18 protein-coding genes and 1 pseudogene are annotated in these 16,903 nt (G+C 68.2%); 9 read left to right on the forward strand and 10 right to left on the reverse strand.

What is annotated here, in order from left to right; all coding sequences use genetic code 11:
• Positions 1-2: 2 nt before the first annotated feature.
• The gene (locus QTI51_RS11100) at positions 3-2,453 is read right to left on the reverse strand and encodes a YgiQ family radical SAM protein (protein WP_116907325.1); all 2,451 of its coding nucleotides are present in this window, start codon (positions 2,451-2,453) and stop codon (positions 3-5) included.
• A gap of 141 nt (positions 2,454-2,594) precedes the next feature.
• Here QTI51_RS11100 and QTI51_RS11105 point away from each other — a divergent pair, with 141 nt between their 5' ends.
• Positions 2,595-3,551, forward strand: a complete 957-nt coding sequence (locus tag QTI51_RS11105; protein ID WP_116907324.1) for a helix-turn-helix domain-containing GNAT family N-acetyltransferase — start codon at positions 2,595-2,597, stop codon at positions 3,549-3,551.
• A gap of 167 nt (positions 3,552-3,718) precedes the next feature.
• Here QTI51_RS11105 and QTI51_RS11110 read toward each other — a convergent pair whose 3' ends face one another.
• The 4 genes from QTI51_RS11110 to QTI51_RS11125 form a co-directional block, all read right to left on the reverse strand.
• Positions 3,719-4,501, reverse strand: coding sequence for a 3-hydroxybutyrate dehydrogenase (locus tag QTI51_RS11110; RefSeq protein ID WP_116907322.1), 783 nt, complete (start codon positions 4,499-4,501; stop codon positions 3,719-3,721).
• 71 nt (positions 4,502-4,572) lie between these two features.
• Positions 4,573-5,322 carry an acetoacetate decarboxylase gene (locus QTI51_RS11115; protein WP_116907837.1) on the reverse strand — a complete coding sequence of 250 codons (750 nt, stop codon included), beginning with the start codon at positions 5,320-5,322 and terminating at the stop codon, positions 4,573-4,575.
• Positions 5,323-5,402: 80 nt separating this feature from the next.
• Positions 5,403-6,533, reverse strand: a complete 1,131-nt coding sequence (locus tag QTI51_RS11120) for a patatin-like phospholipase family protein (RefSeq protein ID WP_503011501.1) — start codon at positions 6,531-6,533, stop codon at positions 5,403-5,405.
• A 179-nt stretch (positions 6,534-6,712) separates the two neighbouring features.
• Positions 6,713-7,162: a CHRD domain-containing protein gene (locus QTI51_RS11125; protein WP_286515846.1), complete on the reverse strand. Its 450-nt coding sequence runs from the start codon at positions 7,160-7,162 to the stop codon at positions 6,713-6,715.
• Between the two features lie 142 nt (positions 7,163-7,304).
• Between QTI51_RS11125 and QTI51_RS11130 the strand changes: the two genes are divergently transcribed.
• Positions 7,305-7,856: a DUF924 family protein gene (locus QTI51_RS11130; protein WP_116907319.1), complete on the forward strand. Its 552-nt coding sequence runs from the start codon at positions 7,305-7,307 to the stop codon at positions 7,854-7,856.
• Positions 7,857-7,895: 39 nt separating this feature from the next.
• On the opposite strand, the gene QTI51_RS11135 is transcribed toward QTI51_RS11130, so the two are convergent.
• A complete protein-coding gene (locus QTI51_RS11135; RefSeq protein ID WP_116907318.1) occupies positions 7,896-8,822 on the reverse strand; it encodes a YihY/virulence factor BrkB family protein in 927 nt (308 codons plus the stop codon).
• Positions 8,823-8,907: 85 nt separating this feature from the next.
• On the opposite strand from QTI51_RS11135, the pseudogene QTI51_RS11140 reads away from it, so the two are divergent.
• The 4 genes and pseudogenes from QTI51_RS11140 to QTI51_RS11155 all read left to right on the forward strand — a co-directional run bounded on the left by QTI51_RS11140 (position 8,908) and on the right by QTI51_RS11155 (position 11,681).
• Positions 8,908-9,504 (forward strand): annotated as a pseudogene (locus QTI51_RS11140) (chromate transporter).
• Positions 9,505-9,562: 58 nt separating this feature from the next.
• Positions 9,563-10,162, forward strand: a complete 600-nt coding sequence (locus tag QTI51_RS11145) for a chromate transporter (protein WP_116907316.1) — start codon at positions 9,563-9,565, stop codon at positions 10,160-10,162.
• Between the two features lie 59 nt (positions 10,163-10,221).
• Positions 10,222-11,190: an aldo/keto reductase gene (locus QTI51_RS11150; protein WP_116907315.1), complete on the forward strand. Its 969-nt coding sequence runs from the start codon at positions 10,222-10,224 to the stop codon at positions 11,188-11,190.
• Between the two features lie 14 nt (positions 11,191-11,204).
• Positions 11,205-11,681 carry a DUF3237 domain-containing protein gene (locus tag QTI51_RS11155; RefSeq protein WP_116907314.1) on the forward strand — a complete coding sequence of 159 codons (477 nt, stop codon included), beginning with the start codon at positions 11,205-11,207 and terminating at the stop codon, positions 11,679-11,681.
• A gap of 19 nt (positions 11,682-11,700) precedes the next feature.
• Here the strand turns inward: QTI51_RS11155 and QTI51_RS11160 are convergent, their stop codons facing one another.
• On the reverse strand, positions 11,701-12,222 hold the full coding sequence (locus tag QTI51_RS11160; RefSeq protein ID WP_116907313.1) for a GNAT family N-acetyltransferase: 522 nt from the start codon (positions 12,220-12,222) through the stop codon (positions 11,701-11,703).
• A gap of 48 nt (positions 12,223-12,270) precedes the next feature.
• Here QTI51_RS11160 and QTI51_RS11165 point away from each other — a divergent pair, with 48 nt between their 5' ends.
• The 3 genes from QTI51_RS11165 to QTI51_RS11175 all read left to right on the forward strand — a co-directional run bounded on the left by QTI51_RS11165 (position 12,271) and on the right by QTI51_RS11175 (position 14,516).
• Positions 12,271-12,897 (forward strand): helix-turn-helix domain-containing protein, encoded by a 627-nt coding sequence (locus QTI51_RS11165; RefSeq protein ID WP_116907312.1) that lies wholly within the window; start codon positions 12,271-12,273, stop codon positions 12,895-12,897.
• Positions 12,898-13,032: 135 nt separating this feature from the next.
• Positions 13,033-13,203 (forward strand): hypothetical protein, encoded by a 171-nt coding sequence (locus QTI51_RS11170; protein ID WP_165840258.1) that lies wholly within the window; start codon positions 13,033-13,035, stop codon positions 13,201-13,203.
• Between the two features lie 104 nt (positions 13,204-13,307).
• Complete coding sequence (locus QTI51_RS11175) at positions 13,308-14,516, forward strand: NAD(P)/FAD-dependent oxidoreductase (protein WP_116907311.1); 1,209 nt, start codon at positions 13,308-13,310, stop codon at positions 14,514-14,516.
• Between the two features lie 12 nt (positions 14,517-14,528).
• Here the strand turns inward: QTI51_RS11175 and rlmB are convergent, their stop codons facing one another.
• The 3 genes from rlmB to QTI51_RS11190 all read right to left on the reverse strand — a co-directional run bounded on the left by rlmB (position 14,529) and on the right by QTI51_RS11190 (position 16,871).
• Complete coding sequence (gene rlmB / locus QTI51_RS11180) at positions 14,529-15,275, reverse strand: 23S rRNA (guanosine(2251)-2'-O)-methyltransferase RlmB (RefSeq protein WP_116907310.1); 747 nt, start codon at positions 15,273-15,275, stop codon at positions 14,529-14,531.
• A gap of 113 nt (positions 15,276-15,388) precedes the next feature.
• Entirely contained in the window at positions 15,389-16,369 is a 981-nt protein-coding gene (locus QTI51_RS11185; RefSeq protein ID WP_116907309.1) for a hypothetical protein, read from the reverse strand.
• Positions 16,370-16,373: 4 nt separating this feature from the next.
• Positions 16,374-16,871 carry a hypothetical protein gene (locus tag QTI51_RS11190; RefSeq protein WP_116907308.1) on the reverse strand — a complete coding sequence of 166 codons (498 nt, stop codon included), beginning with the start codon at positions 16,869-16,871 and terminating at the stop codon, positions 16,374-16,376.
• Positions 16,872-16,903 lie beyond the last annotated feature (32 nt).

A 16,903-nucleotide genomic window follows, 5' to 3' on the forward strand; every position in this document is an offset into this window, starting at 1 on the left:
CCTCAGCGCGGCTTGCGGATGCTGCCGCGCACCGGGCCGGCGGCCTTGCGCGAGGCCGGCGCCGAGCCGTTGTCGCGCGGCGGCAGGCCGGTGTGCTGCGTGAGGATGCGGCCCTTCGAGGGCTTCACCGGCGCCAGCTTCACCGGCGCAGCGGCCTTGGCGGCGGGCGCGGCGGTCGAGTTCTTGCGCCGCGCGCTGGTGTAGCCGCCATCGGTCAGCGGCTGCCACGTCGGGATCAGGTGCTGCTTGCCGTTGCCGATGAGGTCGGCGCGGCCCATGCTCTTCAGCGCCTCGCGCAGCAGCGGCCAGTTGTTGGCGTCGTGGTAGCGCAGGAAGGCCTTGTGCAGGCGACGGCGCTTGTCGCCGCGCACGATGTCCACCGTCTCGCTCTCGCGCGTGATCTTGCGCAGCGGGTTCTTGTTGGTGTGGTACATCGTCGTCGCGGTGGCCATGGGCGACGGGTAGAAGGTCTGCACCTGGTCCGCGCGAAAGCCGTTCTTCTTGAGCCAGATCGCGAGGTTCATCATGTCCTCGTCGCTGGTGCCCGGGTGAGCGGCGATGAAGTACGGAATGAGGTACTGCTTCTTGCCCGCCTCGGCCGAGAACTTCTCGAACATCTGCTTGAACTTGTCGTAGCTGCCGATGCCGGGCTTCATCATCTTGGTGAGCGGGCCCTGCTCGGTGTGCTCGGGCGCGATCTTCAGGTAGCCGCCCACGTGGTGCTGCACCAGTTCCTTCACGTACTCGGGCGACTGCACGGCCAGGTCGTAGCGCAGGCCGGAGCTGATGAGGATCTTCTTGATGCCCTTGAGCGCCCGGGCGCGGCGGTAGATCTTGATGAGCGGGTCGTGGCTGGTGTTCAGGTTCGGACAGATGCCCGGGTACACGCAGCTGGGCTTGCGGCAGGCCGACTCGATGGCGGGCGACTTGCAGCCCACGCGGTACATGTTGGCCGTGGGGCCGCCCAGGTCGGAGATGGTGCCGGTGAAGCCCTTGACCGAATCGCGGATGGCCTCGACCTCCTTGATGATCGAGTCTTCGGAGCGGCTCTGGATGATGCGGCCCTCGTGCTCGGTGATCGAGCAGAAGGTGCAACCGCCGAAGCAGCCGCGCATGATGTTCACGCTGAAGCGGATCATTTCCCACGCGGGGATCTTGGTGGCGCCGTCGTGGCTGCCGTTCTCGTCGGCGTAGCGCGGGTGCGGGCTGCGCGCGTACGGCAGGTCGAACACGTGGTCCATCTCGGCCGTGGTCAGCGGAATGGGCGGCGGGTTGATCCACACGTCGCGCGCCGTGGCGCCCTCGCCGTGCGCCTGCACCAACGCGCGGGCGTTGCCGGGGTTGGTTTCGAGGTGCAGCACGCGGTTGGCGTGGGCGTAGAGCACCGGGTCGCTGCGCACCTGCTCGTACGACGGCAGGCGGATCACCGAGCGGTCGCGCGGCGGCACCTTGATCTTGGCGCGCGAGGCCAGGGCCGGGTTGGGCACGAAGGTCAGCGGCTTGATGTCGGGGTTGACCACAGATGCCGCCACCGAGGCGGACAACGACGCAGGCAACGCGATCGGCGCGCCCGAAGCCGCGGCTTCCGCGGCCTTGGCGACGGCTTCGGCCTCGTCTTCCTTCGCGCAGGTGGCGCCGTTGGCCTTGGCCTGGTCGGACACCATCAGGTACGGGTTGACGTGCGCCTCGACGCGACCGGGCTCGTCCACGCTGGTGGAGTTGATCTCGAACCAGCCTTCGGCCGATTCGTCGCCGCTGCGGCGCACGAAGGCGGTGCCGCGCACGTCGGTGATCTGCTGCACCGGCTCCTTGGCGGCCAGGCGGTGGGCAATCTCGACGATGGCGCGCTCGGCGTTGCCGTACAGCAGCAGGTCGCACTTGGCGTCGACGACCACCGATCGGCGCACCTTGTCAGACCAGTAGTCGTAATGCGCGATGCGGCGCAGCGAGCCCTCGATGCCGCCCAGGATGATGGGCACGTCGTTCCAGGCTTCCTTGCAGCGCTGCGAATAGACGATGGCCGCGCGGTCGGGGCGCGAGCCGCCGACGTCGCCGGGGGTGTAGGCGTCGTCGCTGCGGATCTTGCGGTCCGCGGTGTAGCGGTTGATCATCGAATCCATGTTACCGGCGGTCACGCCGAAGAACAGGTTCGGCTTGCCCAGCGCCTTGAAGGGCTCGGCGCTCTGCCAGTCGGGTTGCGCGATGATGCCCACGCGAAAGCCCTGCGCCTCGAGCATGCGCCCGATCACCGACATGCCGAAGCTGGGGTGGTCGACGTAGGCGTCGCCCGTGACCACGATGACGTCGCAGCTGTCCCAGCCGAGCGCGTCCATTTCCTTGCGCGTGGTCGGCAGGAACTTGGCCGTGCCGAAGCGGGCCGCCCAGTACTTGCGGTAGCTGGTCAGCGGCTTGGCGGCGCGCGCGAAAAAGGAGACGTCGACGGGGGCGTTCATCGGTGGGGGACTGCAGCGCTGTGGGAGCGCCGTTGTGGGCAACCCTCGATTTTAGGGTTTTCCACCATCCGTGTCGCCACAAACATCCTGTGACCGCGCTCGCGGGAGTCCTTCATTTGATTGCCAAAGTCAATCAACCGAATGACAATGGCAAGCATGTCCACCTCGCAAACTACCGTCGACGCCGCCGCCGTGAAGGCGATGCGGCAGTTCAACCGCTTCTACACGCGCCGCATCGGCGCCCTCGATCCCTACCTCGGCAGCCCCATGTCGCTCACCGATGTGCGCGTGCTGTACGAGCTGGCGCACCGCGAAACCGCGGTGGCCGGCGAAATTGCGCGCGACCTCGGGCTCGACGCGGGCTACATGAGCCGCATCCTGCGCCGCTTCGAAACCGAAGGCTGGCTCACGCGCGCGCCGGACCCGCGCGATGCCCGGCAAAGCGTGCTGCGGCTGACCGAGCCCGGCCACGCCGCATTTGCGCCGCTGCAACAGAAATCGCGCGACGAGGCCGCCGCCCTGCTCACGCCGCTGGCGCCGGCGCAGCGCCAGCAGCTGGTGCAGGCAATGGCCACGGTGCAGGCGCTGCTGGCGCCGCAGGCTTCGCCGGCCAAGCCCCAGGCGGCCGTGCTGCGCGACCTGGCGCCCGGCGACATGGGCTGGGTGGTGCAGCAGCACGGCGAGATCTACGCGCGCGAGTACGGCTGGAACAGCGAGTTCGAGGCGCTGGTGGCGGGCATCGCGAGCGAGTTTTTGCTCAAGTTCCAGCCCGAGTGGGAGCGCGGCTGGATCGCGGAACTCAACGGCGAGCGGGTGGGCGCGATCTTCCTGGTGCGCAAGTCGCCCACCGTGGCGCAGCTGCGCATGCTGATCCTGGCGCCGGGGGCGCGCGGGCTGGGGCTGGGCGGCACGCTGGTGGACGAGTGCATCGCCTTCGCGCGCCTGAAGGGCTACAAGAAGATGACGCTGTGGACCAACAGCTGCCTGCTGGCCGCACGCGGCATCTATGCGAAGCGCGGGTTCACGCTGACGCAGTCGGAGCCGCACAAGGGTTACGGCAAGGAGCTTGTGGGGGAGACGTGGGAGTTGAAGCTGTAGCGGCCACTGCTTGCGTCTCGCGGCTTGCATCCCGCGTTTGCTCCTTCCCCCCCTGGGGGAAGGCTGGGATGGGGGCAAGCGCCCAACGAGCGCTGCTACGGAGCGCAGGCCGTCGAGCCCCCACCCCTGCCCTCCCCCAGCGGGGGAGGGAGAAACTCAATGCATCGTCACTGCATGAACCACCCGTGGCTCACCACCAGCGATTGCCCCGTCAGCGCATTCGTCGGGAAGCCCGCGAACAGCAGCGCCACGCGCGCCACGTCTTCCGTGGTCGTGAACTCGCCGTCGACCGTTTCCTTGAGCATCACGTTCTTGATGACTTCTTCCTCGCTGATGCCCAGCGTCTTCGCCTGCTCGGGAATCTGCTTTTCCACCAGCGGCGTGCGCACGAAGCCGGGGCAGATCACGTTGGCGCGCACGCCGTGCTTGGCGCCCTCCTTGGCCACCGTCTTGGCCAGCCCGATGAGGCCGTGCTTGGCCGTCACGTAGGGCGCCTTCAGCAGCGAGGCTTCCTTCGAATGCACCGAGCCCATGTAGATCACGCTGCCGCCACGGCCTTGCGCGTACATGTGCTTCAGGCAGGCCTTGGTGGTGAGGAAGGCGCCGTCGAGGTGAATGGCGAGCATCTTCTTCCAGTCGGCAAAGCTGAACTCTTCCACCGGATGCACGATCTGGATGCCGGCGTTGCTGATGAGGATGTCGATGCCGCCGAAGGCCTTCGCGCCCTCTTCCACCGAGGCGTTGACCTGGTCTTCGTTGGTCACGTCGACCGCCACGCCGATGGCCTGCGCGCCCGTGGCCTTGAGCTCGGCGGCGGTGGCGTCGGCCGCTTCCTTGTTCAGGTCGGCAATGATGATCTTCGCGCCTTCCTGCGCGAAAAGAATGGCGATTTCCTTGCCGATGCCGCTGGCCGAGCCGGTGATGTAGGCGACCTTGTCCTTGAGTTGCATGGTGCGTGTCCTTGAAGGGTGAAAGGGGTTGAGGGGTTGGAAATCAGGCGAGATGAATCAGGCGAGAGAAATCACGCGAGGTAGTCGTGCTCGACGGTGCCCAGCGCGAGCGTCATGTCCGCGATGTAGTGCACGGCCGACTCGACCTTCAGCACCGGCAGGTCGGCCACCGGGGCCAGCGCATGCGGGTGCAGTTCGAGAGAGGCCGGACCGCCCCATGCGCCGTGCAGGTTCACGTCGACCATGTGATAGCGCACCAGCTCGCAGATGCGCGCGGTGCCATCGACGTGCGGAATGATCTTCAGCAGGAAGTTGGGCTGCGCGATGCCCGCGAGGATGGGCTCGGGGTCGAGCGCGCGGTGCTTGAAGCCCATGGTGGCCTTGGCGACGCGCACCTTGCCGTAGTCGAGCGTACCGACCACCACGTCGGTCTCGTAGTCGAGCACCGGGGATGCGAGCTTCTTCGGAAAGCCCCAGAGTTCGCGGCCACCGGCGATGGGCGGATGGTCGTTCAGGTACATGGCGTGCACGTACGCGCCCTTCTCCACGCCCTTGGCGGTGCGCAGCTGCACCGGAATGACCTGGCCCGACTCGGTGTAGTCGCCGAACCCGGTGGAGTCGGGCATGCGGATGAATTCGTACTTCACGAGCGGCTCGACCACCTCGAGCGGCTCTGGCACCACGGCGCGCAGCGCGTCCATGTCGGTGCGGTAGGTGACGATGAGAAATTCGCGCCGCACGAAGCGGTAGGGGCCGGGCGGAAACGCGGGGCTGGTCAGCGGCATCGCGAATGCCGTTCGTCGCACATCTTCAATGTTCATGAACATTTCCTCCTGTTGAAGTGACGAGCCCAGTCTGGCGCTGGTTTCTTAGTCGAAGCTGAATCGCATGCTGCCGCTTGCTAGCGCGAGAGGCCCGGTCGCTTGACGCGCCCCGACCCATGCTCGCCCAGGTCGAAGGTGGTCACGCCGTTGACGGTGGCGTCGGCGCGCAGCGTCTCGGGGTGCGCGAGCGTCACGCGCATGTCGCGCGCGCCCGAGTCCCAGTGCTCTTCCACGGCCGCGCGCGAGAACTCGTAGTCCTTCGATTCGAGTTCGTAGGGCTTGTCGCGGTAGATCAGGTGAAAGATGTCGATGGGCTCGTGCGTGAGCTGCGACTGCACCGCCAGCACGCTCGGGTCGTTGCGCAGGCTGGCCGGCAGCTTGGTGATGAGGTCGGCAATGGCCTGCTGCAGGTTCATGTTGGCGGCCAGCGCATCGGTGTTCATGCGGGTGCGGCTGGAGTAGGTGATGTCCTTCTGCCGCTCCAGCACGCCCGCCATGGTGCGCGGCATTTCGCCGCGCGCGTTGAACAGGTCGACCTGCAGCACCACCAGCGGCTCGTTGCGCGGGTGCGTGTCCAGCACGTACTGCAGCGGCGTGTTCGACACGATGCCGCCGTCCCAGTAGTCGTCGCCGTCGATGGTGATGGGCGCGAAGCCCGGCGGCAGCGCGCCGCTGGCCATGATGTGTTCGGGGCCGATGCGCTGTCGCGTGTTGTCGAAGTAGACCGAGTTGCCGGTGCGCACGTTGACCGCGCCCACGCTGAAGCGGGCCTCGCAGGCGTTGATGCGGTCGAAGTCGACCAGCCGCTCCAGCGTCGCCTTCAGCGGCGAGGTGTCGTAGTAGCTGAGCAAGGGCGCGGCGCCGCCCATGAGAAAGGCTGGCGAGTAGCGCGGCTCGAAGAAGCCCGGAATGCCCACCAGCGAGGCCATCGTGGCGCTGTACTGGTTCTGCGTGGCGCGGTCGCCCATCCACGAAGGAAGGCGCTGCGACGGGCCCGAGGACACCAGGTGCCAGAACTCGCGCAGGCGCTCCACGCGCTGCTCGGGTGCGTTGCCGGCGATCAGCGCCGCGTTGATGGCCCCGATGGATACACCCGCGATCCAGTGCGGCTCGAGCTCGGTCTCGCTGAGCGCGGCGTACACGCCGGCCTGGTAGGCACCCAGCGCGCCTCCACCCTGCAGCACCAGCGCCTTGCGGGCACTGCGCATGTCTTCGCGGCGCGAAGCAAAAGGGTTGAGGGGTTGGGTGGCGGCACGGGTTTTCTTCTTCGGGGGTGTCGTCATGCGTTCATTTGACACCAGCAGTGCGACACCAACCTGACGAGGGACTTAGGCCTTGGAAGCGCCTCGGCCTCGTGCCGCCAGCGGCCGGGCCGCTGGCGCAAGGGTCACATCTTCGGCAGCAGCTGGCCGCGAATCTCGCCGCCCGGGTTGGCCGCCGTGTGCACGTTGGCGTACCACTTGCCCGAGACCAGGTCGGCCGCCTGTGCCGGCGTGAGCGTGGCCTGGCCTTCGATGGGGCTGGCCGGGTTGGCAAAGGGCAGCACCACGCCGGCGTTGGCACCGGCGGCCGCGGGGCCGTGGAAGTGCGCCATGGTGGCGGGGCCGCTCAGGCTGGTGTAGGTGATCTTGTACTTGAGCACGTTGGTGTCGCGGTCGAGCCAGGCTTCGGCGGTGCCGCTGCCACGGGTCATGTTGGGCGGCACTTCGCTGGCGGCGTTCATGGCGCCGCTGAAGCTGGCCACGTTCGACTTCGACATCATTCCGCAGCCGACCAGCGCGGCACTGGCCACCCCGGTGATGAGGGCTGCGCGCAAAAGGGTGCCATATTTGGTCATGAGCTTGATCTCCTGGGTTGTGAAAGCGTCCACAGCATAGGCAGCACGGGCGGGCTTGTCTTGTCGGCCATCGTCCCGACTTGGGCGTGCGGCGTGCGGGGTTCCTGCAGCCGCGGGCATGGGCTGAAAGACAATCCGGCCCATGACGTCTTCTCCCCTTCCGACCGCCCGCGACGTGGTCGATTTCTGGCGCAGGGCCGGCCCCGGACACTGGTTCGCCAAGAGCGAGGCCTTCGACGCCGCCTTCATCGCGCGCTTCTCCGAAGCCCACCAGGCAGCGGCCCGCGGCGAACTCGGCCATTGGCTGGCCGATGCCGAAGGCGCGCTGGCCTTGCTGGTGCTGCTCGACCAGTTCCCGCGCAACGCATGGCGCAACAACCCGCACATGCTGGCCACCGACGGCCAGGCGCTGGCCATCGCGAAGAAGGCGGTGCAGGCCGGTTTCGACCAGCAGGTGGAAGCACCGCTGCGACCGTTCTTCTACCTGCCGTTCATGCACTCCGAAGTGCTGGCCGAGCAGGAACGCTCGGTCGAACTCAATGCCGCGCTCGACGCCAACACGCGGCGCTTCGCGGTGCTGCACCGCGACATCGTGGCGCGCTTCGGGCGCTTTCCCCATCGCAACAGGCTGCTGGGCCGGGAGAGCACCGCGGAGGAACAGAAGTACCTGGACGAGGGCGGGTTCTCGGGCTGAACGGTTCGAGGATCGGGTCAGGCGGCCACCAATCGTCCGTCAAGCATCCGTATGCGCCGCCAGCGGCACCTCGCGCGTGGGCGACGGGTTGAGGTCGCCGATGCCCTTCATGTCCTTCATCGACCCGTAGGTGCGCGCATAGACCCAGGTGAACTCGGCCCCCAGCAGGAAGATCTGCGCCGAGTAGTACACCCACACCAGCACCACCACCAGCGAGCCGGCCGCCCCATAGCCCGAGGCCACGCTGCTCTTGCCGATGTACAGGCCGATCAGGTGCTTGCCCACGGTGAACAGCAGCGCCGTCACCGCCGCGCCCACCCACACGTCGCGCCACTGCACCCGGGCGCGCGGCATGATCTTGTAGATCATCGCGAAGATCACCGTGACCATCGCGAAGCTGAAGACGAAGTTGACCACCTGCGCTGTGGTCTCCCAGGCGCCGAACATCGGCGACCACCACTTGCCCAGCGCGGCCAGCGCGGCGCTGGCCACCAGCGACACCATCAGCAAGAAGCCGATGCCCATGATCATGCTGAACGACAGCAGCCGCACGCGCAGCATGTTGAACAGGCCCTTGTTCTTCGCGCGGGCCGGCGCGCGCCAGATGCGGTCGAGCGCATCCTGCAGCTCGCCGAACACCGTGGTCGCGCCCACCACCAACAGCCCGATGCCGATGACCGTGGCCACGATGCCCTCGGCCGGCTTGTTCACCGCCTGCAGCATGCCCTGCACCGCCGCCGCGCCCTGCGCGCCCATGAGCCCCGAGAGCTGCGCGAAGATCTCGCCGCGCGCGGCCTCCTGGCCGAACACCAGGCCAGCCACCGCGATGACGATCAGCAGCAGCGGCGCGATGGAAAACACCGTGTAGTAAGCCAGCGCCGCCCCCATGCTCGGGGCGTAGTCGTTCGACCAGGAATTGAAGGCTCGCTTGCAGAGGTCGAAGAGTGCGCGCAGTTGCGTGATCATGCGTAAGTGTCCCCGTGGTGGCCTGCCGCGCGTTGTCAGCGCGGTGCCCGGCATGTTGAAAGCATGCCTACGATAATCGCTCCACATGCACCCGTCTCGCCCAGCCGCCGCGCCGCTTTCCACGCCAGCTGTCGCGCATCCGCAGTCGCCGCGCGACCTGTTCGTGTCGTTCACCTGGCTGGCGCTGCAGGGCTTCGGCGGGGTGCTGGCCATCGTGCAGCGCGAGATGGTCGAGAAGAAAAGGTGGCTCACGCCCGAGCAGTTCCTCGAGGACTGGGCCGTGGCCCAGGTCATGCCGGGCCCCAACGTGATCAACCTGGCCCTGATGATCGGCGACCGCTACTTCGGCCTGCGCGGCGCGCTGGCCGCGGTGGCGGGCATGCTGACGGTGCCGCTGTTCGTCATCCTCGCGCTGGCGGTGCTCTATGCGCACTAGGCGGGCAACCCGCAGGTGGCGGCCGCGTTGCGCGGCATGGGCGCGGTGTCGGGCGGGCTCATCGCGGCCACCGGCATCAAGCTGGTGCCGCAGCTGCGAAAGCACCCGCTGGGCTTTGCCACCTGCCTGGCCATCATGACGCTGGTGTTCCTGGCCATCGCGGTGTTCAAGGTGCCGCTGGGCTGGGTGCTGCTGGTGGTCGGCGGGGTGGCGTGCGTGTGGACCTGGAAGCGGATCGCTCCATGAGCGCGCGCCGGTCCACCCCCAACACGCTCGCGCCGCGGCCGAAGGCGGAGGCTGAGCAATGACCATCGCCATGCACTGGCACGACTGGCTGGCTCTCTTCGGCCAGTACATGCTGCTGTCGCTGCTGTCGATCAGCGGCGCCATCACCACGGTGCCCGACATGCACCGCTACCTCGTGGCGCAGCACGGCTGGCTCAGCGACGCGCAGTTCAGCTCCTCGGTCGCCATCGCCCAGGCCGCGCCCGGGCCCAACGTGCTGTTCGTGGCGCTGATGGGCTGGAACGTCGGGCTCAACGCGGGCGGCGGCATCGGCGCCGGACCGGGCGCCTGGCTGCTCGGCTTCTTCGGGCTGATGGTGACCATGGTCGGCATCATGCTGCCGAGCACCACCCTCACCTACTTCGCCACGCGCTGGGGCCACCGCAACCGCACCCGGCGCGAGGTGCGCGCCTTCAAGCAGGGCATGGCGCCCGTGGTGGTGGGCCTGCTGATCGCCACCGGCTGGGTGCTGGCCGGCGGTAACCATGCTGGCAATGCGCCCGCCTGGCACCTGTGGCTGCTCAGCGGCGTGGCCGCGCTTATCGTCTGGCGCACGCGCGTGCATCTGCTCTGGCTGCTGGGTGCCGGGGCGGTGCTGGGCGCCGTGGGCTTCGTCTGACCGTCCAACCTTTTTCCATTTTTTCCTTCTTCCTTCCTCTTCATCAGGACCACTTCCACATGTCGCAACTTCGCCCGCTCGGCCGCTCCGGCCTCCTGGTTTCCCCGCTCGCCTTCGGCGGCAACGTGTTCGGCTGGACCGTGGACGAGGCGGCCTCGTTCAAGCTGCTCGATGCCTGGCTGGACGCGGGCTTCAACTTCGTGGACACCGCCGACGTGTACTCGGCCTGGGTGCCGGGCCACACGGGCGGCGAGTCTGAAACCATCATCGGCAAGTGGCTCAAGCAAAGCGGCAAGCGCAACCGCGTGGTGCTGGCCACCAAGGTCGGCAAGCCGATGGGCGAAGGCAAGGTGGGCCTGTCGCCCGCCTACATCCGCGAGGCCGTCGAGGCGTCGCTGCGCCGCCTGCAGACCGACCACATCGACCTGTACCAGTCGCACGACGACGACGCCAACACCCCGCTCGAAGACTCGCTGGGCACCTTCGACGAGCTGATCAAGGAGGGCAAGGTGCGCGCCATTGGCGCGTCGAACTACACCGCGCCGCGGCTCGAAGAGGCACTGGACGTGTCCGAGCGCCTGGGCATCGCCCGCTACGAAAGCCTGCAGCCGCTGTACAACCTGTACGACCGCGCGGTGTTCGAAGACGCGCTGGAGCCGCTGTGCGTGAAGCGCGAGGTGGGCGTGATCAATTTCTACGCGCTGGCCGCCGGCTTCCTCACGGGCAAGTACCGCACCGAGGCCGACGCGGGCAAGAGCGCGCGCGGCGCCAACACCACCAAGAAGTACCTCAACGAGCGCGGCCTGCGCATCCTGGACGCGCTCGACAAGGTGGCCCAGCAGTACAACGCCAAGCCCGGCCAGGTCGCCATCGCTTGGCAGATCGCGCGGCCCGGCGTGACCGCCCCCATTGCCAGCGCCACCTCGATCGCCCAGCTCGAAGAGCTGGTGGTCGCCACGCAGCTGAAGCTGGACGCCGGCACCATCGAGATGCTCGACCGCGCCAGCGACGAAACCGCCGCCGCCTGACAGGGTTGCAGGCGATGAGCGTCTTCGATTCCATCGCCGCGCCGGCGCTCGAGCATTTCGCCGACCTGCGCGTCGAGGTGGGCGTGCCGCAGGTGCTGGGCAACAGCGCGCGCGGCCTGCGCCGCGCCGTGCCGATCACGGGCGGCGAAGCCATCGGGCACGGCTGGCGGGCGCGCGTGCTACCGGGTGGCAGCGACTTTCAGCTGATCGTGAGCGACACGCTCTCCGAGCTCGATGCGCGCTATGGGCTGGAAACGGATGCGGGCGACCTCGTCTACGTGCACAACCACGCGGTGCGCTCGGCCTCGCCCGAGGTCATGGGCAAGCTGCTGCGCGGCGAGCCGGTGGATGCCGCTCAGGTCTACTTTCGCTGCAGCCCGCGCTTCGAAACCGCGTCGCCCTCGCTGAAGTGGATCAACGAGCGCATGTTCGTGGGGGCGGGTGCGCGCCACCCGGCTGAGGTGGTGATGCGCTTCTACGCGCTGGCCTGAGCAAGCGCGTCAGCATCGCTCAACCGTCGACCGGGTTCAGCGGCGTCGCCAGGATGCGCTGGTAGAACGCGACGTCGAGCCAGCGCCCGAACTTGAAGCCGGCCTGGCGCACCGTGCCCGAATGCTCGAAGCCCAGGCGCTCGTGCAGCGCGATGCTGCCGGCATTGGCGGCATCGATGGCGCCCACCATCACATGCACGTCGCGCGCCATGGCTTCCGCCACGATGGCCTCCATCAGCGTGCGGCCCAGGCCCTCGCCACGGTGGGCGCTGTCGACGTACACCGAGTGCTCGACCGTGTACTTGTAGGCGGGAAAGGCGCGGAACGTGCCGTAGCTCGCGAAGCCCAGCAGCTTGCCGTCGTCGTCCACGGCGCCGATCACCGGGAAGCCGCCGGCGCGCTTGGTGGCAAACCACGTGACCATGTTCTCGGGCGTGCGCGGCTTGTAGTCGTACAGCGCGGTGGAGGTGACGATGGCGTCGTTCAGGATGGCAAGAATCGCCGCAGCGTGCGCTTCTTCGGTGCAGGGGATGAGACGCATGGGATCCTCGGTGGTTAGTCGTTCAATATAAGAGAATAATAATCTCATATGAGAAACGATTCATCCCCCTCCGCTCCACCCCGGACACCCGGGACACCTGGGCCACCTGACACGCCCGGCGACAACATCGATGCGCTCATCGCCTCGAGGCTGCTCGCGCTACGGCAGGCGCAGGACCTGAGCCTTGCCGAACTGGCGGAGCGCTCGGGCGTCAGCAAGGCGATGATCTCGAAGGTCGAGCGCGCGCAGAGCAGCCCCACCGCCGTGCTGCTCGGCCGGCTGGCCGCCGGGCTCGGCGTGCCGCTGGCGCAGTTGCTGACGCAAGACAAGGGACAGCCCCAGCGCCTGCGCCAGCGCGCCGCGCAAGAGGTGTGGCGCGACCCCGAGGCCGGCTACCTGCGACGGCAGGTGGCCGAGCGGCAGGCGGGCAGCGGCGTCGAGCTGGTCGAGGTCGAACTGCCGCGCTCGGCGCAGGTCGGGTATCCGCGATGGAGCGGCAAGCCCTACCGGCAGTGCCTGTGGATGCTGGAGGGCGCGCTGCGGGTGGACTACGGCGACGAGCGCTTCGAGCTCGCGCCGGGCGATTGCCTGGACTTCGGCGTGGACCGCCCGCTGGTCTTCAAGGCGCTGGGGCGCAGCGGCTGCCGCTACCTGCTGGTGGCCAGCCCGGAATAGGCAAGCAACAGGCGCGCCCTGACAAGGCAGCGTCGCAGCGTAGGCTGGCTCCCACGCACACTGGCGGCACCCACCGGTGCGGCGCCCGGGCTGGCTCGGGATACTGCAAGGCATCTCAGCTTTGGAGGAACGACGATGTCTTTCGCGCTCTACATGATCGGCTTTGTGATTTTTCTGGGTGGCGTCATCTGGGGTGCCTCGGTGGCGGGCGTGCCTACGCTGTACATCGGCATCGGCGCGATGATCCTGCTGGGCATCGGCATCTTCAGCGCGGTCGGCCGCACGCGCGGCAAGGACCCTTCCTGAGTTCACACAGGCTTCACGCCGCTCGCACAGGCGGCAGCTAACTTCGGCTTCGCATCGCCGCACCGCCAACAGGCCGTGCGCATCGAACCCAAGTCAGCTGCCTCATGCACTCCTCCCCTACTCTCTTCGCTCCCCTCGCCTCTTCACTGATCGCGCCGCAGCCTGCGGCGTTGCCATCTGTTGCTCATGGGCTGGGCAGCATCAAGGTCGACCTGCTCGTGGTCGGCGCCAGCTTCGCGGGCCTGGCCTGCGCCCGCGCCGCCGCCCTCGCGGGGCTGAGCGTGATGGTGCTCGAGAAGAAGACCAGCGCCGGCGCCAAGCTGCACACCACCGGCATCATCGTGAAGGACGCGGTCGACAGCGTCCCTTGGCTTTCCGAAGTACCGCCCGCGCTGGTGCGCCGCATCGACGGCGTTCGCCTCTATGCCCCCAACATGCGCTACGTGGACCTGCACGCGCCCGGCTACTGGTTCTGGGCCACCGATGCGCCCGCGCTGCTCGACTGGATGGTCGATTCGGTGCGCGATTGCGGCGTCGACGTGCGGCTGGGCACGCTGTTCGAGCAGGCGCTGTGGATCAATGGGCGCTGGGAGGTGCCGGTGACCCAGGGGCCCTGCATCACGGCCAGGTACCTGGTGGGCGCCGACGGGCCTCATTCGCGGGTCGCCAAGGCGCTGGGGCTGTCGCGCAACACCCACTTCCTGTACGGCATCGAGCATGAGTACCAGGGCGCGCGCATGGCACCCGACCTGCTGCACTGCTTCATCGACCGCAAGCTCGCGCCGGGCTATATCGGCTGGGCGCTCGACGGCGTGGGGGTGAGCCAGATCGGCCTGGCACGTCGCATGGGCCGCAAGGGGCCCAGCGACGTCGCCGCGTTGAAGCTGGACCCGCTGCTGCGCAAGATCGCCTCGGTGGTCTCGCCGGGCGACGCACCGCCCGTTGCGGTGCGCGCCGGCATGATTCCTTGCGGCGGCGTGCTGCCGGTGGTGGCAAGGGAGCGGGCTCTGCTGGTAGGCGACGCGGCGGGCATGGTGTCACCGGTGACGGCCGGCGGCATCCACATCGCGCTGCTGCACGGCGAAGGCGCCGGCAAGGCTGTCGCGCGCTTCGTGCGCGGCGAGGTCGGGGACCCGGCCACGTGGTTCGTGCGCGGCTACCCGGGCTTTCGGCTCAAGCGCACGCTGCGCTGGGCCTTCGACCATTTCCAGAGCGACTGGATGTTCAACCACCTGCTGGGCACGCCGCAGATGCGGCGCGTGGCGGAGCTCATCTACTTCCACCGCAAGGGCACGGCGTTGCCCGAGGGATGAGCGCCGTGTGGGTCAGGCGCCGCGCTGGCGCATCGCCTCGTAGAGGCACACGCCGCTGGCCACCGAGACGTTCAGGCTCTCGACCGCGCCGGCCATGGGAATGCTCACCAGCTCGTCGCAGGTCTTGCGCGTGAGCTGGCGCATGCCCTCGCCCTCGGCGCCCAGCACCAGCGCCAGGGGGCGCTTGAAGTCGCTCTGATAGATGGTGCCCGGCGCGTCGTCGCTGGTGCCCACGCACCAGATGTTGCGCTCCTTGAGCTCGTTCAGCGTGCGCGAGAGGTTGGTCACCATGAAGTACGGCACCGTCTCGGCCGCACCGCTCGCCACCTTGGCCACGGTGGCGTTGATGCCGGCCGCATGGTCCTTGGGGGCGATGACCGCGTGCGCGCCCGCGCCGTCGGCCACGCGAAGGCAGGCGCCGAGGTTGTGCGGGTCGGTCACGCCGTCGAGCACCAGCAGCAGCGGCACGGTGCCGGCCGCCTCGAGGCCTTCGAGCAGTTCGTCGAGCGAATGGATCTGCGCGACGGGTTCCACGCGCGCCACCACGCCCTGGTGGCCGTGGCTGCCGCTGAGCTTGGACAGCCGCAGGCCGTCGGCCTCGACCAGCCGCACACCGGCCTCCTGCGCACGCGCGATGAACTGTTTCATGCGCGCATCGCGCCGGCTGGTGTCGAACATCACTTCGAGCACCGATTTGGGCGCGGTCTTGATGCGCACGCCCACGGCATGGAAGCCGAAGATCACTTTGGGAGAAGACATAGTCCCCCGATTATCGAGTGCTGCGGCGACCGGCCCTTGAAACCGCCCTTGAAACCGGCCTTGAAACGGCCCATGAAGAGGCCCTTGACGCCCGCCGGAACCCGCTGGCGCCTTCAGGCGATGGGCAGACCGCTCAGCGCGCGGGTGCGCTCGTCGTGCAGTTCCTGCACCGCCTTCGCGCTCGGGTGCACGTTCTCGAGCTTGCCCACGCTTTCCAGGTACTGGCAGGCGGCGTGGCCGTCCGCCACCTGTTCGTAGCGCGCGATCCAGGCATCGCGCTCGGCCAGCCGGTCGAGGGCCACCGGCCACACGCCGCGGCGCGGCCGCACGTGCTCGTCGATGCCGATGCGCCAGGGCTTGGCGCTCAGGCGGGCGCGAAAGCAGTTCTGGTTGCGGCACATGCGCGCGTAGACCTTGTCGACGCCCAGCGCGTGGAAGCAATCGGCCACGCCGATGTCCGCGGGGTTGAACACGTCGTGCATGGCCAGCAGGCGAAAGCCCGCGGGCGTGCGGTACACGCGCAGATGCCACTCGGGGTGCTGGTGCATGAAGCGCCCGATGCGCTCGGCCGCCTGCTTCTCGGGAATCGGGTTGCCGCTGGGCTCGCCGCGCTTCTTGCGCTGGCCAATGACCCAGGCCACCGCAAACACCACGAAGAAGGCGATCAGCCCGCCCAGCCAGGTCTTGGCGGCCCAGCCACCGACCACGCCGGCGATCAGCGCGGGCATGAACGCGAAGAGAAACACGCTGGTGCGCAGCGGCTCCTCGAAGTCGATGTCGACGAACAGCACGTCGGGCGTGTTCAGGCAGCGCGCGCCGTAGGTGTTGCGCGTGACGACGGTGTCGCCCTGGCGCTCGACGATCTCCTCGCGGATCGGCACGCCGTCGGCGCCGTTGTAGGCGCGCTTGGGCTCGCGGCGTTCCAGCTTCTCACCCTGCGCGATGCGCTCGAAGGCCTCGCGCGTGCGCTGGTCGGCATGGGCCTGCGCGGCCAGCGGGCTCTCGTCGGACCAGCCATAGCGGCGAACGGTGAGCTGCTTGCCGGCCGTGCGCTCCTGGATGCGGCCTTCGGCCCAGAACTGCGGAACGATCATCGCGTCAGATCTCTCCGCCGAAATACAGCCACACCATCAACGCGGCCAGCACCACGATCACCACGGGCAGCCACTTGTAGCCGCTGCCCTGCACCCGGCCCGGCTCCTCGACATGCCGCCGCGGCATGGCCGAGGGGAGCGGCCCGAAGCCGCCGACCGAGGGGTCGTCGTGCTGCTCGACCAGCCGCTTGGCGGCGGCCAGGCCCAGCCCGGTGGCTTCCCGCGTGAGCCGCACAGCCTCGAGCTTGTTGCCTTGCGCCAGCGCCGCGAGCGCGGTCGACGGCATCGCGGCAAAGCCGCGGTCCTGCATGGCGGCGCTGGGCGCGCTGCGCCCCTCTGTGGCGCCTTCTTCGTCCCCCGCCTCCATGCGATCGGCATAGCGATCGACGGCTTCCTTGGCGGACTTGAGGTCCAGCCCGGTGCGGTCGCGCACGATCTTGATGGCCTCGATCAGCCTTCCGCTCTGCAGCGCGCGAACGGCGTCGGGGGGAAGTTCTTCCATGCGGTCTCCTCGGAAATGCTTTTTTGTCTGCT

The sequence above is a fragment of the Variovorax sp. J22G73 genome (assembly GCF_030317035.1).
Taxonomy (GTDB): Bacteria; Pseudomonadota; Gammaproteobacteria; order Burkholderiales; family Burkholderiaceae_C; genus Variovorax.